Below are 15,682 nucleotides of genomic sequence, written 5' to 3'. Positions count from 1 at the left end.
TAAAAGTAAAAGCCCCCACCGCTCACGCGATGGGGGCTTTTCTTTGTCTAAGTGATTCTCCCTACCATAGCTTTTTAGAATATACTTCTTTAAGCTGAAACTGTTATAGTTATTGATATTTATTTTTTATAATCTAGAGCGTGTTGAACATTCACAATAAGCGCTGTTAATCGTTAAAATGCTTTCAGATGATGCATAAAACGACAATAACGTTTGCACCTTAACTTTAGAGAATAATTTTAATGGCTATGACTACTTTGGCTCGTAGTCCATTCTTTTATCCACTCTATGATTTTATCAGTTGAGAGATTTATGGCAGTTGATTTTAGTAACACGTTGATAGTTGCAATTTCTGCAACTGCACTATTTGATTTATCAGAATCTGAAAATCATTTACTTCAACTTTTGCAGCAACGTCCTGATGATGTGATAAAAGAATTTCGTGACTATATGATCGAACGTGAGAATGAGCCTTTAAATATAGGTGCAGGCTACCCTTTGATTCAAGCGTTATTGAACCTCAATAAATATTGCAATGACTGTTTAGATAAAGATATAGAAGTTGATGCACCATTAGTTGAGGTTGTTATTATCTCAAAGAGTAGTCCTGATACAGGTATTCAGGTACTTAATGCAATTCTTGAAAAAGGCCTTAATATTTCACGATCGGCATTTATTTCAGGTAGCCCCGTGGCTCCTTATATTAAAGATTTTAATGTTGATCTGTTTCTTACTACTAATCGTGATGATGCACAGCAAGTTGCTGATGCCAATATTTGTGCTTGTGCAATACTTGATGCGACACCTGTTAATACTTATGAGCTAGATACTCAGCAGTTGCGTATTGCTTTTGATGGTGATGCAGTGCTTTTTGATGATTCAGGAGAATTGCTTTATAAGCAAAAAGGCTTACGTGCTTTTCATGCTCGTGAAGCACAAATGCGTGATTTACCCATTGAGAAAGGGCCTTATGCTGAACTATTGATTAAGCTCTCAAATCTACAAGAGCGTCTGCCGGCATCTCTTAAATACTCTCCGATAAAAATAGCGCTAGTAACTGCTCGTAATGCACCTGCTGATTTGCGCGCTATTAAAACGCTACGTGAGTGGGGCGTGAATGTTGATATGGCCTTTTTCTTAGGTGGGTTGGAGAAAACTGCTGTACTAAGAACATTTGCTCCACATATATTCTTTGATGATTCAATCAAACATATTGATGCGGCGCGTAATTTTATTCCTACTGCGTTGGTGCCTTACCATTCAAACTCATTGCTACATGGGAGCAATTATGTGGCTGTGGATAAAAATGCTACGTCATTGTCGTTTGAGCCGATAGATAGGTCGTTATTTTCTGTGAGTCACTAGGATATATCTAAAGCGATTAAGTGAAAGGGTAATATCATATGAATTGGAAGCAATTACTTACTTTGATTGTAGTACGAATAAAGCAAGTTATTGGTTTATATGCTTTTGTATTGATACCAATGTGGGGTATGTTTTTTCTCAATGAAACAGCTTTATTTGGGATGTGGAATATTTTTGGTATTGTACCTCGTGCTCTAGATGTAGGTAGTTTGATTGGAATATTTGCTTCATGGACGATGCATGGTAACTTTTCCCATTTACTTGGCAATACTTTTACGTTATTACAAATTTTATTTTTGTTTGGACTGTTTGAAAAAAATGCGTATCGAACCATACTTAAGTTGATTATTGCATCCGGGCTAGTTACTTGGATAATCGGCTCGCCATCTTCTATTCATATTGGTGCATCAGGGTTATGTTTTGCCATGCTTGGCTACATGATAGGCGGTGCTGTATTTGCGCGACGTTGGGGTTATCTAGTAGCTTGTATCGTTATGGGCACTGGCTACTGGTTGACTATCAAGCAAGGATTAATGCCGCAACAAGGTATCTCATTTGCTGCCCATTTTGGTGGCTTATGTGCAGGATTGTTGTTGGGTGCTAATTCTAAACACACTTATAAAACGGTCCCACACCACGATAGCTAATAAAAGTAAAGCTGATGCAAAAAAAGGGTAATTTTTTAGATTGATTAACTTAAAAAATTATCCTCTTTCAGTATGTGGCTTCGTTATCTAGGAGATCGATATGTGTAAAATAATTAACTTTTATTGGTGCAAATTTTAATAAATAGCGGATCATCTGTTGCCAAATCGTGCCATGCAGTTGTTTGTTCAACATGTTCATCAATCGTAAGCGTGCTATCTTTTTCTGGTAATACATAGTCTGCGCGTGCAGGACGGCTACAATCGATCACTTGCTCAATCTTTTGTACACTTCTACGTCTTTCAAACAAATACAAGTTAACCAAGTATATGTTGGAGTTATCTATTTGCACACTGGCATTACCAGTATCAGCTGCTATAAAGCGTAGTATCTGTGGTTTGGCATAAGACCATGGACGAAACCATTCGGTACTTTCTGCTGTTTTGACCACTTCTACTCCCTCTGGTAACTTATCCACTTGCTGACTATACCAGTTGTATTCTTGATGTATTTGAAACGCAAATATACCAATAGCAGCAAATAGGGGTACAAGCCATTTCGGTGTACGTTTGCCTGCCAGTTTACTGAGATGAGTTATGATTAGTGCTAGTCCAGCCATACCAAATGCGGCAGCTATGGTAGCGATAAACTCGAAAAGCATAAAATATTCCTTAATGCGTTAGGTATGTCTAATTTAAACTATTGAGTAAATTAAAAATATAAGAATGATAATACATGTCAGGCAAAAAAATCACCCACAAGCAGCTACTGCCTGTGAGTGATATATAGTAACAGAAGATATATCATGATTCGTAAGATCAGTGGTCGACTGCACCACCAGCACCGCGTGGCGAACGAACACTCTCAACCAGTTCCTGGATATGTAATGGTGGCGCTTTCGTTGCATAAGAAACTATGAATGCAACAATAAAGTTAAGTAATGCACCAACTGCACCAAATGATAATGGTGAGATACCAAATAACCAGTACTCTGCGGTATCAGGTAGGTTTGCTGTGCCGCTAATAAAGAACCAGCCTTTGAATACAAAGATATAAAGCAAGATACTGATGAGACCAGTCAACATACCAGCAATAGCACCGAGATTGTTGATACGTTTAGAGAAAATACCCATCATTAATGCAGGGAAGAGTGAGGCGCCAGCGATACCAAATGCCAATGCAACTACCTGTGCGGCAAATCCTGGTGGATTCATGCCTAGGTATGTAGCAACTACAATAGCTACCCCCATTGTGATACGTGCGACCTTTAGCTCTCCTTTGTCAGTAATGTTTGGATTAAGATTTCGTTTAATCAAATCATGACTGATGGCTGAAGAAATAGCGAGTAACAAACCAGCTGCTGTAGATAATGCTGCTGCCAAACCACCAGCGGCGATAAGACCAATAACCCAAGGTGGAAGCTGAGCAATTTCTGGATTCGCCAATACGAGAATATCAGCGTTGACATCTAACTCGTTACCAGCCCAACCTGCGTCAGCAAAACGACCATCAACTTCTAAATTATGGGCGGCACGGGCTGTTTCCACAGCGGCAGTTGCAGCGCTTACATCACCACCTTCAGTTTGTGCATTTGCTAGTGCAATCTCAGCTGCGCCAAGACCACTGTCATTATACATTTGGATACGACCATCGTTATTTAGGTCGTTATACTTAATAAGACCTGTATCTTCCCATGTTTTCATCCAGTCTGGACGTTGGTCATAGTTGATAGCAGGCTCTTCAACACCTTGTGGATAGATAGTGTCAATTAGGTTCAAACGTGCCATGGCACCTACTGCAGGTGCAGTGAAATATAGCAATGAAATAAATACTAGCGTCCAACCAGCTGTCCAACGGGCATCAGCCACTTTAGGCACTGTGAAGAAACGGATAATAACGTGTGGTAAACCTGCTGTACCAATCATGAGTGATAACGTAAATAACACCATGTTGAGTTTATTAGGAACGTCAGCAGTATAAGCGGTAAAACCTAAGTCAGTGACAACTTGGTCAAGTTTGGTTAAGATAGGAACGCCTGCTTCTACATGGTTTGAGAACAAGCCTAAACCTGGAATTGGGTTGCCTGTTAATTCAAGTGAAATAAAGACGGCTGGAATGGTATAAGCAATCATAAGAACCACATACTGCGCAACCTGCGTGTAAGTAATCCCTTTCATGCCACCAAGTACTGCATAGAAAAACACAACAATCGCTGCAATAATAAGACCAGTATCATTTTCAACTTCTAAGAAGCGTGAAAATGCAACACCTGCCCCTGTCATCTGACCAATCACATAAGTGGTTGAGGCAATGATCAAACAGACCACAGCAATCATAGCAGCGGTCTTGGAATAAAAACGATCACCAATAAAGTCAGGAACTGTAAATTTACCAAATTTGCGTAAGTATGGTGCTAGTAGCATGGCTAGTAAAACATAACCACCTGTCCAACCCATTAAATAAGTCGATGCACCATAGCCACCAGCAGCAAGTAGACCGGCCATAGAAATAAAGGATGCAGCACTCATCCAGTCAGCTGCTGTTGCCATACCGTTGACTACAGGATGAACACCGCCTCCTGCAACATAAAATTCACTTGTTGTTCCTGCACGAGCCCAAATCGCAATACCGAAGTAAAGAGCGAAGGATAGACCCACAAAAATAATATTAATTAGATACTGACTCATGATCTATTCCTCGTCTACGCCGTATTGTTTGTCCAACTTATTCATACGCCAAGCGTAGAAAAAAATTAAGACAATAAAAATACCAATGGAGCCCTGTTGAGCGAACCAAAAGCCTAAATCGGTACCACCGATTTTGATGCCAGCTAAGAGAGGACGTAAAAGAATCGCAAAGCCGTAAGAACATAATGCCCAAACGACTAGACTACCTAAAATGAGACGAACATTGGCACGCCAATATCCAGATGGATCGTTGTGGTTTTCCATAGGACAACTCCTTTTGTCTTACCTAAAATGTTATTGTCGGTCTAATTTTGCTAAAACATATTGGTTTAACCTGTATCGATTACCACGATACTGTATCTATCATAACCATCATATATAGCAAAATTTTATTGATAGACTGCAATCCATAGGGACTAAGTCGTATCAAAAAGACACTAACAACATAAAAAATAGCTACGTACTGTGTATAACAGTAGAAATATAACGTGCAACAACCTATTTCTTTATTGAAAGTGAATAGTTAGGTATGGCATAGAACATATTAATAAAAAGTATAATGTATAAAGAACTGGACTTATCGAGGAAGAGAGAGGGGTAAGACGATCCATTGTCTGTTTTACAATCTTGTCTTCCTGACAAGTGTCTTAACATTCTTAATGCATTTAAAATGCCACGCTATTAAGCAACTACTAGCTTAACATAAATATTAAAAAGGTCTTTTGCATATACTAAATAAAAGTAAAGGCAAAAATCAAGCATACGTTTAGTTGTTTATACAATATCCAGTACTAGTGCATCACGTGATGATACTGAGAACTATACAACAATAGTCTAATAAGTGCTGCTAAATTGTTACTCAATACATTCTATAGTATATCAAGTGTAAAGAACATTTATTTAATAAATGTTCTTTTTAGATGGATAACTAAATTTAATAATTGTTAGTGCTTCAATGTCTATATCATGCACGTGATATTTTGATATCAAATTTTTTGTGCATGATGGTTTAAGTGGCCTAAGGTTCGAGTTGGCCAAATATAATATCAATACAAATTTTCAGTACAGTCTATAAAGTGTTAATTGTTAATAAGGAGCCCGTATGAACGACGGAATAGCAGGTTGGTTTAATAGCATTGTAAACTATGGTGTCAGCATTATTTGGGGCAACAATGATTGGTTGATTGCTAATAACCCTTGGTATGGATTATTGATGTTCGTACTGATTGGCGCAGGTCTTTATTTTACCGTCGTTACACGTTTTATACAGTTTCGCCATTTTGGTCATATGTGGAAACTATTGCGTGTCTCTAATCAAGGACGCAAAAATGGTGGTATTAGCTCATTTGAGGCACTGATGACCTCACTGGCAGCTCGCGTCGGCACAGGTAATTTGGCAGGGGTTGCAATTGCGATTTATCTCGGTGGCCCAGGTGCTGTGTTTTGGATGTGGATGACGGCGATCGTTGGTATGTCGACCAGTTTTATTGAATCCACGTTAGCACAAGCGTACAAAGTACCGCACCATGACAATGTTTATCGTGGTGGACCTGCTTACTATATTGAAAAAGGTTTGGGTAAGCGCTGGTTAGCAATCTTCTTTTCGTTATGTTTGCTGGTGGCTTTTGGTCTGGCATTTAATGGTGTACAGTCAAATACCATTGCACAGGCGACCAATGAAGCGTTTGGCATTCCAACATGGGCGACAGGCTTAGTGCTGGTAGTATTAGTTGCGCCAGTAGTATTTGGTGGTTTACGCTCAGTTGCTCGTATTGCTGGGAAAATCGTCCCTGTTATGGCTATTTTGTATATTTTGTTAGCGTTATTCATTATTGTCACTAATTTCAGTCAATTTCCAGCGGCTATTGTGTTGATTGTAAAATCAGCATTTGGTTTTGAACAAGCAGCGGGCGGGGTAATAGGTTACGGTATCGCTCAGGCCATGATTAATGGTATCAAGCGTGGCTTGTTTTCTAACGAAGCAGGTATGGGTTCAGCACCCAACGCTGCAGCTACCGCAAAGAGTCACCCTGACCATCCAGCGGTACAAGGGTTTATGCAAATGCTAGGTGTTTTTATGGATACGCTAGTCATTTGTACAGCAACGGCATCAATTATTATACTGTCAGGTGTGGTTGACCCCAGTGTTGAACAAGAAGGTATTCAGCTGACTCAGCTAGCATTGTCGCAGTATGTTGGTGATTTAGGTGTGGTGTTTGTGGCGATTGCTATTTTCTTTTTCTCATTCACTTCTATCATTGCTAATTATAGTTATGGTGAGTCAAATTTAGAGTTTATTTCTGGTGCCAAAAATGCCAAAGTGATGATTATGGTTTTCCGCTTCATGGTATTAGGTATGGTGTTTATTGGTGCTATTGCCAGTCTGCCCGCTATTTGGAACTTTGCTGACTTGTCGATGGGACTGATGGCTTTGGTTAACTTGATGGCAATCTTACTGCTATCTCCAGTGGCACTTAGAATACTGCGTGACTATGAGCGTCAAGTGAAAGCAGGTAAAACTGGTGATCAAATCAAATTTAATCCCGATGATTTTGTGAAGCTTAAAGATGAAGCTCATCGTGATGCATGGACAGATTAATTTTGATGATTAAATGAAAGCTGAATAAAAAACCGCCCTTTTAAATATTAAAAGGGCGGTTTTTTATTCAGCTACTATTATGTTATGGGTGCAATAAATACTCCAATCATAGGTTACATGTTTGGATAGTTAGGACCACCGCCGCCTTCTGGCGTTACCCACGTAATATTTTGTGATGGGTCTTTAATATCACAAGTTTTACAATGTACACAGTTTTGCGCATTGATGACAAACTTCGCACCTTCTGCATCTTTGACCACTTCGTAAACACCTGCTGGGCAATATAAACGTGCCGGTTCAGCATATAGCGGTAAATTAATGGATACTGGTACGGTTGGATCCGTCAGTTTTAGATGCGTTGGTTGGTCTTCAGCATGATTGGTATTAGAAATAAATACTGATGACAGTTTATCAAATACCAGTTTGCCATCAGGCTTTAAGTAAGTCGGCTGATAAGCATGGTTGGCTCGCTCTAGTTGGTCATAATCTGGGATGTTATCATGTAGGGTAAACGGCATTTTACCCTTAAATAAGTTGTGCTCGATGAAGGTAAACGCACCACCCATAAACAGACCCATGCGATGAATCGCAGGCGAGAAGTTACGTGATTCATAGTTATCTTCATATAACCACGATTCTTTATACATAGTGGTATAAGCAACAACCTCATCATGCTGACGATCAGCTTGTAATGCTTCAAAAATCGCTTCGGCTGCGAGCATACCGGACTTCATTGAAGTATGGGTGCCTTTGATTTTTGCAGGGTTCAAGAATCCAGCATCGTCACCAACCAATACACCACCTGGGAAGGTGAATTTCGGTAATGAGTTGAGACCACCTTTGGTCAAAGCGCGCGCGCCGTAAGAGATGCGTTTACCGCCTTCTAATACACTTTTGATGACTGGATGCGTTTTTAAGCGTTGCATCTCATCGAATGGTGACATGTATGGGTTGTGGTAAGATAAATCAGCAACGAGACCAAAGCTGACTTGGTTGTTTTCATCAAAGTACAACCACCAACCACCAGTAGAACCCGTTTCTGTTAATGGCCAACCAAGACCGTGCATGACCACACCTTGCTCGTGCTTTTCAGGTGCTACATCCCACAGCTCTTTTAAGCCAATACCATAATGTTGAGGGTCTGAGTCTTTATCAAGATCAAAACGGCTGATCAAGCGTTTACCTAGATGACCACGGCAGCCTTCGGCAAAGACAGTATATTTAGCAAGAAGTTCATAACCAGGCTCAAAGCTTGGCTTGGCTTCACCATTGGCAGCCACACCCATATCACCCGTCAATACGCCTCGTACTGAGCCATCATCATTATATAAGATATCGTCTGCAGGGAAGCCTGGGAACATCATGACTTCTAGCTCTTCAGCTTGGGCGGCTAACCAGCGAACCACATTGCCTAGTGACACGATATAGTTGCCGTCATTGTGCATCGGCCCTGGAATTAGAGAATCAGGTACTTTAGTAGAGCGTGTGGCTGAGTTTAGGTAATAGAAGCGATCTTCGGTCGCTGGCACGTTAAGCGGTGCGCCTTTTTCTTTCCAGTCTGGTATTAGCTCATCTAAAGCACGTGTTTCTATTACTGCACCAGATAAAGTATGAGCACCGAACTCAGAGCCCTTTTCGACGACACAAACCATAAATTCATCATTACCCGCTGCAATAGCCAGTTGGCGTAGACGGATGGCAGTAGATAGACCAGCAGGTCCACCACCGACGATAATGACATCAAACTCCATTGATTCACGTTCAATCTCAGGCTCGGCTACCACAGGTTCTATTACTGGCTCTGGTGCTTTGTCGATAGTGACAGCTTCGGTAGGCTTGTTTTCTACAGCAAACTCTTCAGCTAACACTTCTTCTGTCGCAACTTCCGGCTCTGCTTTGTCTAGATTTGCCGTTTCTGTCGCTACTGTTTTATCAGTATTAACAGTTTCACCATCAATAACTGGATTTTGATTGTTTGGCTCTTGCATACCTACTCCTAAACTTTTAGTGGCTTATCTCAGGGCATTATTAGCTTAACAACTGAATAATAGAGTTGCAGGGCTAACTTTGCTCAGATATATGGCTGCCTGATAAAACTGTCTTTGCGGCATCAATTAATTACGTTATTGTTGAGTCCGATTTATTCAAAGATATCAACACATAACGTAAAATTTGTTATTAACACAACAGCTATTTGAACGTTCCGATAAAAATAAAAAATCGTTACTTATTATAAAAGAAAAGTCCCATAAACACGATACGCATTTATGAGTATAGGTGTTAAGGTGATACTGAACTAATAAGGAAGTTATAACGACAAGGTTTCATCATACCTGAAACAAAAATTTATAGTAATAACAGTTTTGCCAAACTTTGAATGTTAGGTAAAGGATTATATAATGAATTATGATAATAAAAAGGCCATTAGCAATCATGAAAATAAAGCAGAAGCCCCAAATGACGTGTCATCCAACCTAAGTGACATTGATACCCTTAGCCAGTATTTAAAGTCTAGCGCTGGAGTTCGTCAGGGACGCACAATACCGCCACTGGAAAGTTGGCATCCTGACCATGTGGCAGATATGGACCTTATCATAAAAGCAAATGGTGAGTGGTGGCATGAAGGTGGAAAAATGACTAGAGAGTCATTGGTCAGCTTGTTTGCCACTATTCTGTGGAAAGAGGAAAACAATGGTAGGACAGAGTACTTTCTGAAGACGCCTGTACAGAAAATCCGTATTCAAGTTGAAGATGCACCACTACTCATCAACGATGTTGGCATTGTCAATGAGGGCGGTTATAGTTGGTTGGAGTTTCTCACAACGACAGGTGATGTGGTGCGTTTAGATGATGAGCATCCAATCATATTAAAGGCGTATAATCCTAAAGATAGTAGTATGATTGACTATGCAATAACTGATACAGATGTGGACAGTCATCAGGAAGCAGTCATCGAACCGCAAGTGCGTCCCTATATGCTCGTTAGAAATGGTTTGACGGCGCTGATTGGTCGTAATACGTTTTATCATCTTGCAGAGATTGGCGAATTAATAGAGCAAAATAGTGAGACAATATTGATCTTAAAAAGTGGTGGCAAGTCTTATCAGCTATCGATGCCTATCAATTAACGACACTCATTTATAGTGAGGTCTTTAGTAGCTAGAGTATGCCCTGGGTTTTATCAGCACTTTTTAAAATGAAGAAATGCTCTATAAAGTTGTATTAAATAAATAGGTTGTGTTAAATAAATAGATAGCAACTTGATAGCAATTTAATAACTATATAATATTTAACTCAGTATTTGACTGAAGAAACAGTACAAAGATGATGATATGTATATAAAAATGGCAGTACAGTAACGATGGATATTACGGCAAGTAATGTCACGAATGCGTTCAAGATGCGCTCAGATACCTTCATTGGTAACGATTTTGGGGAAGTGGGTAACGCTGCTATAAACAAAGCTAGTATTGGTAAAACTATGAATAGTAAAGCTCGTAGCTCGCCAATAGGATTGTTCGACTCTGGAGTCGGTGGGTTGTCTATTTATCTGCATCTCGCGCAGCAGCTCCCTAATGAGCGTTATGTTTATTATGCTGATACGCTAAATGTACCTTATGGCAATCGTGATAGTGCAGATATTGAAGCGTTAACCCTGACTGCATTAGAGTGGTTGTATCAACAGGGCTGCAAGCTTATCGTGATTGCTTGTAATAGTGCTTCAGCCTATGCACTGGAAACTGCAAGGCGTCATTATCCTCAGCTACCTATTGTCGGTCTAGTACCTGCCTTAAAACCAGCGGTAGCTGCTAGCAAAAGCAGCCGTGTCGCAGTATTGGCGACCAAGGCGACTTTGAATGGCACGTTGCTCAATGATGTCATTAACAATTTTGCTAGACCTAATAATACAGTGGTTACTAAGTATTTTGATCCACGATTAGTGCCTTGGGTAGAGGCCGGTATGCCAGAGCAGGATGAGACGGCGTTCAGTTTGCGCCAGCAGCTAAAATTATTTGCCAACGAAGGGATTGATCAGTTGGTGCTAGGCTGTACCCATTATCCATTTTTTAAAGCATTTTTATTGAATGAGATTGCAGCGCAGCAGCTATCAATGCAGGTAGTGGACTCTGGACAGGCAATTGCTGAGCGAGTTAAGCAGTTACTGGTTACCAACCAATTGTCAGCGTTGACTAAGAGCGAATCAAATGCTTTAGGAGATGCCAAAGACCTAGATACGAATCTTAGGCTACCATTGGTTTTTTATGCTACTAAATATAATGATAAACTGGGCGCCTTAGTCACGCGATTACTGGGTAAGGACGCAGTATTGCAATATCATGCTAACTAGGACATGCCGTCCGTTAGTTGGCTACTTGACGCGGTTTGGCAAGATTTAGTCATTTTTAATATATGTAGATGACTATCGGTTGAATTAAGAACACGTCCTAGTATGATTAAAATAAATTAAGCCCAGCCTTATGAGATTGTGCTAGGCTGTGCAAAATAATATATTTGTATTTTTTATATTAGGGTCTGTTGACTATTCACATGTGGTGCTAACAGCAACTATTTTTTAGACAATATGCAGTGAGGTTTTTGATACCTAGTCATTCTGGGTTAAAGAATTTTGCTATGTATTAGTAGAGAATAGTATCACCCCGAAAGGCTGATGTTAGATTTCCCCAAACGCTGTTGAAAATATGGCTAAGGTCTCGACATTACCATCAGCTTTTACATAGTTCGGCAGAGTTTTAGCAATCAGCAGCTCTAATATTTTAATAGTCGATAGATCCTACATTCTTTTATGTCATGACCTGATTTTAGAGGTAATTGTGCCAAACCGTCGCTACCATATTCATATCATATGCGCTGACAACGATCAATTGTTGCTCTTGGACAGCTTAGCGATATTTTTTCAGCCATTTGCGTTCTTGACCTATGACGTATCGAGCCAGTTGCCAAAGGCTTCGTTATATGGTCGACAGTGTATTGATGACTGCGATTACGCATTAATGATCATCGGAGATAGTTACGGCTCGGTGCAAAGAACGGGCGTTAGTCAAATGCATTTAAGCTATCTAAGTGCGAAGGCAAAAATCAAACCTTTGCTAGTTTTGATCAAAAACCATCAGCAAGATGCAACTATTAGCCGTCAGTTACAAGAGTTTATTAAATCGGTGATTAGGCAAGATAATCAAATATCTTATTATGATACAGAAGATGATATCGAAAAACTACTCGAAGCAACTTATGAGCATATCCTAACCAACGATGAGGTGACTGGTGGCTGGGTTCGGGATAAAGAGAAGGTTCTGACTGTTACTAGGCAAGAAGTCGTTGAGCGGTTTTCGGATCTTTTGTCTACCAATAAGCCTGTAAAAAAAGAGACTTTTGTAAACGATGGACTTGTCACTGATGGTCTTAGCCCAGTGATTGTACTGACAGATTTTTTTGATATTCAGTATAGTGCGCAAGCTTACGAAGGTGGCAATTTAACAGATATTAATAGACCGATGGCATTAACGTGGCAAGAGGTATTGATTACATTAGGGAAGATTTCAGAAACGTTTTCTAGCTATGGTCTACAAAATGCTATTAATCGTTTGATAACATCAAAAGCAGAAGACGATGTTAAGCGAGATATGCCCAATGTCCACGCTGTTTCGCGTTGTCAAATATCTCAAGACGATTTAAATAAGTTGCAGCGTCAGCTGGTTAGTGCAAATTGGATAGGACTTACCACTTATGGTACTCGAGTCTCACAAGAGCTGTGGAAGTTGACGAGTTATGCAAAAAACTTATTGGATGACTCGAATGTCAAATTGTAGTAGTTAAAGTGTTTGTACCTATAAATACGTTTTGTAATACAAAGAATACGAGTCAATGGTTGTGAATTTATCCAGGACTGGTGATAATAAGATTGGTTAGATGCTAATATTAAAACTACAATTGTATAGCGCATACATCAATATTGATCAGTTAAGGAGCACGCAATGAGTAATTCTAAAAGTGATGAATTAAAAAAAGAGTTGGATGGCTTAGAAAAAACGATGCATGATGCCGACCAGTTTCATACATTAGAAGAGCAAGTAGCGGATATGAAACGCCGAGGTATTGACCCAAGCCAAGCTTATAAAGATTTGGATAGTAAAGCAGAAGGCGATGACTGGGGTGATGCCACTTGGAAAGAGAATGGTAAGTGGGAATCCAAAACAGCTGCTGATCTAGATGATAAGGCCCGTGAAAACTGGGATGGTGATAATGGTAAGCCCACACCTCCGCCAATCGTTTAAATGATGCTATAAATTATATATATACAAAAGGCCGCGTTAATCATAACGCGGCCTTTTTTTCTGATTTAAGTTACTGTTATTCGCCTTGCAATATTACTAAGCTTGCTTGTTATTATAAGCCTTCATCAACACGGATGAGCTGAATAGTACCATCGGCACTAGTAACGCGGCGATAACGGGTTTTGCTAGATGTCGACGATTGAGTAGCTGGCTGTGCCGAATAAGTATTGCTTGACGTGGTCGTTTGCTTTTGGATCAGCTGTCCCATACGGTCGGTAGAGGCAGGGTTTAACGGTTGGCTAGTTGCAGGCTGGTTGTATTGATTGCCATATTGTGAGCGAGTAGGTGCGGTATTGCCCACGATTGCGCGATAGAATTTCTGTCCTGCGCGGCCATCGGCTGGGAATATGCCTTTACTAGATTGATATTGCTGAATAGCGGTACGAGTATTGTCACCAATGATTCCATCGACACCACCAATATCGTAACCAGCATTTAATAAGGCTTGTTGAATGTCTTTTGCTTGCTGGCGGCTGATACCTGGATCATCGGTTGGCCATGCCGTGGCAAAGTCGGTTTTGCTGCTGTCTTCGCGGGTGACTAGGTCTGATAGATGAGCGATTGCCAATGCATAGTTTTCTGATGCGTTGTACGAATAAAACGTGTCGAAGTTTTTACCGACTAAAAATGCAGGACCTTCAATACCAGCAGGCAGCAATAGACCTGCGCTGCTTAAATCAGATGGTAAAGCACCGCCATTTGCGAGTTTGATGCCTTGGTTACGCCAATGGCTTATCGTTTTTTTATTTTTACGGCTTGAGGCTGCCCAGTAGCCATCAGGTAGCTTGACTTCATAACCCCATGGCTCACCTGAGCGATAACCGCGATTTTTCAAAAAGTTAGCTGTAGAGGCTAATGCGTCAGGTACACTATTGACCAGATCGCGACGACCATCTCCATCAAAATCAACAGCCAAGTCTAAAAAAGTACTTGGCATAAACTGCGTTTGTCCAAAGGCACCTGCCCATGATCCTGTCATATCACTTGGCGCGATATCACCGCGCTGGACAATCTTAAGGGCATTGGCAAACTCACCGCGGAAGTAGCTTTGGCGACGATCAAAGCATGAGAGGGTCGCTAAAGACTCAAACAATGGCTTTTTACCTAAGGTTTGACCAAAGTTCGACTCAACGCCCCAGACACCGAGTACGTGCTCTGCTTTTACACCATAACGCGATTCGATTTGGCGCAGTGTGTCGCTCCACTGGCGTTTAGCGCGGATACCGTCTTCGACGCGTTCTTTGTCCACTAACGCTGAGAGGTAATCCCAAACGTCTTTTTGAAACTCTGGCTGATAGTTAAGAGACTGAATCACGCTGGGATCAGGCTGAGCAGGACGGTAGTTGTTAAAAGTGAAACTATCCACGCCACGGAATTTACTAGAGTTTTTTAGTCCATCTAGACATTGTTGGAATTCAGCATTAGATAAATTTGGTGCTTCTGGTCGGGCAGCTTGGGCGGTGTTCGCAAAGCTAAGCCCAACAGCTAAGCTAAGTAGCGATAAATTAGAAAGTGAAGTCAAACGCATGGAGATATCCTATAAACATCGAAACAGTCATTAAGAAGTAAAATAAAGTAGGTAAAAGCAGTATGCACCTAGAGTAACCAATCTAAACAGCAAAGAAAAGCTATCGCAGTTCTAATGCTATAAATAATTACGTTAGTTTGATATAGGTGTGAGGTTCGGATAGGCTTTGATTAAAAATTATGCTTGAATTAATATTATTTGTTTAGCTCAACTACTTGGACTATTTATCTTGCTACATCATACAATACAACTATTATGTAGCAAGATGAACTAATAATTATTATTGAAAGGACGTTTATGAGAAAAGAAATACCACGGCCTATAATCTCAGTTTTATCTGATAATTTGCCTGAAATAGAGAGTCATGCGACTCTAGATAGTTTGTTTTTCTATGCAGATGCTCCCGGCGAACCACCTAATGTGAGTAAGCCTGCAAAAGTTCAGGAATGGTTGATGCGAGTAAATAAAGAATCAGTTCAACCTTTGATAGTTTTAGGGAAATTAT

12 protein-coding genes and 1 pseudogene are annotated in these 15,682 nt (G+C 40.4%); 8 read left to right on the top strand and 5 right to left on the bottom strand.

Annotated features, from left to right (window positions below):
• The first annotated feature begins 312 nt into the window (after positions 1-312).
• Positions 313-1,365, top strand: a complete 1,053-nt coding sequence (locus ACT3RN_RS09950; protein ID WP_192520035.1) for a 5'-nucleotidase — start codon at positions 313-315, stop codon at positions 1,363-1,365.
• A 38-nt stretch (positions 1,366-1,403) separates the two neighbouring features.
• Positions 1,404-2,012 (top strand): rhomboid family intramembrane serine protease, encoded by a 609-nt coding sequence (locus ACT3RN_RS09945; protein ID WP_192520034.1) that lies wholly within the window; start codon positions 1,404-1,406, stop codon positions 2,010-2,012.
• Between the two features lie 113 nt (positions 2,013-2,125).
• Here the strand turns inward: ACT3RN_RS09945 and ACT3RN_RS09940 are convergent, their stop codons facing one another.
• From ACT3RN_RS09940 to ACT3RN_RS09930, 3 genes are all read right to left on the bottom strand, one after another.
• A complete protein-coding gene (locus ACT3RN_RS09940) occupies positions 2,126-2,671 on the bottom strand; it encodes a hypothetical protein (protein ID WP_192520033.1) in 546 nt (181 codons plus the stop codon).
• 157 nt (positions 2,672-2,828) lie between these two features.
• Positions 2,829-4,697: a sodium:solute symporter family protein gene (locus ACT3RN_RS09935; RefSeq protein ID WP_192520032.1), complete on the bottom strand. Its 1,869-nt coding sequence runs from the start codon at positions 4,695-4,697 to the stop codon at positions 2,829-2,831.
• Positions 4,698-4,700: 3 nt separating this feature from the next.
• Entirely contained in the window at positions 4,701-4,961 is a 261-nt protein-coding gene (locus ACT3RN_RS09930; RefSeq protein WP_192520031.1) for a DUF4212 domain-containing protein, read from the bottom strand.
• 838 nt (positions 4,962-5,799) lie between these two features.
• On the opposite strand from ACT3RN_RS09930, the gene ACT3RN_RS09925 reads away from it, so the two are divergent.
• A complete protein-coding gene (locus tag ACT3RN_RS09925) occupies positions 5,800-7,296 on the top strand; it encodes an alanine/glycine:cation symporter family protein (RefSeq protein ID WP_192520030.1) in 1,497 nt (498 codons plus the stop codon).
• Positions 7,297-7,409: 113 nt separating this feature from the next.
• Here ACT3RN_RS09925 and ACT3RN_RS09920 read toward each other — a convergent pair whose 3' ends face one another.
• Positions 7,410-9,047, bottom strand: coding sequence for an electron transfer flavoprotein-ubiquinone oxidoreductase (locus ACT3RN_RS09920; protein WP_192520036.1), 1,638 nt, complete (start codon positions 9,045-9,047; stop codon positions 7,410-7,412).
• Positions 9,048-9,695: 648 nt separating this feature from the next.
• Between ACT3RN_RS09920 and ACT3RN_RS09915 the strand changes: the two genes are divergently transcribed.
• The 4 genes from ACT3RN_RS09915 (at position 9,696) to ACT3RN_RS09900 (ending at position 13,589) form a co-directional block, all read left to right on the top strand.
• A complete protein-coding gene (locus ACT3RN_RS09915; protein ID WP_192520029.1) occupies positions 9,696-10,424 on the top strand; it encodes a DUF1285 domain-containing protein in 729 nt (242 codons plus the stop codon).
• Between the two features lie 353 nt (positions 10,425-10,777).
• A complete protein-coding gene (gene murI, locus ACT3RN_RS09910) occupies positions 10,778-11,644 on the top strand; it encodes a glutamate racemase (RefSeq protein WP_225739243.1) in 867 nt (288 codons plus the stop codon).
• A gap of 484 nt (positions 11,645-12,128) precedes the next feature.
• Entirely contained in the window at positions 12,129-13,124 is a 996-nt protein-coding gene (locus ACT3RN_RS09905; RefSeq protein WP_192519992.1) for a DUF4062 domain-containing protein, read from the top strand.
• A 165-nt stretch (positions 13,125-13,289) separates the two neighbouring features.
• Positions 13,290-13,589, top strand: a complete 300-nt coding sequence (locus ACT3RN_RS09900; RefSeq protein WP_192519993.1) for a hypothetical protein — start codon at positions 13,290-13,292, stop codon at positions 13,587-13,589.
• 112 nt (positions 13,590-13,701) lie between these two features.
• Here the strand turns inward: ACT3RN_RS09900 and ACT3RN_RS09895 are convergent, their stop codons facing one another.
• Positions 13,702-15,177, bottom strand: coding sequence for a lytic murein transglycosylase (locus ACT3RN_RS09895; RefSeq protein WP_192519994.1), 1,476 nt, complete (start codon positions 15,175-15,177; stop codon positions 13,702-13,704).
• 297 nt (positions 15,178-15,474) lie between these two features.
• Between ACT3RN_RS09895 and ACT3RN_RS09890 the strand changes: the two are divergent.
• Positions 15,475-15,682 (top strand): annotated as a pseudogene (locus tag ACT3RN_RS09890) (abortive infection family protein); the annotation flags it as partial.

Source organism: Psychrobacter sp. AOP5-GZ1-6 (genome assembly GCF_052376345.1).
In the GTDB taxonomy this organism is placed as follows: Bacteria; Pseudomonadota; Gammaproteobacteria; order Pseudomonadales; family Moraxellaceae; genus Psychrobacter.
Note: the sequence above shows the minus strand (reverse complement) of the source record. Positions and strands in the feature narration are given on the sequence as shown.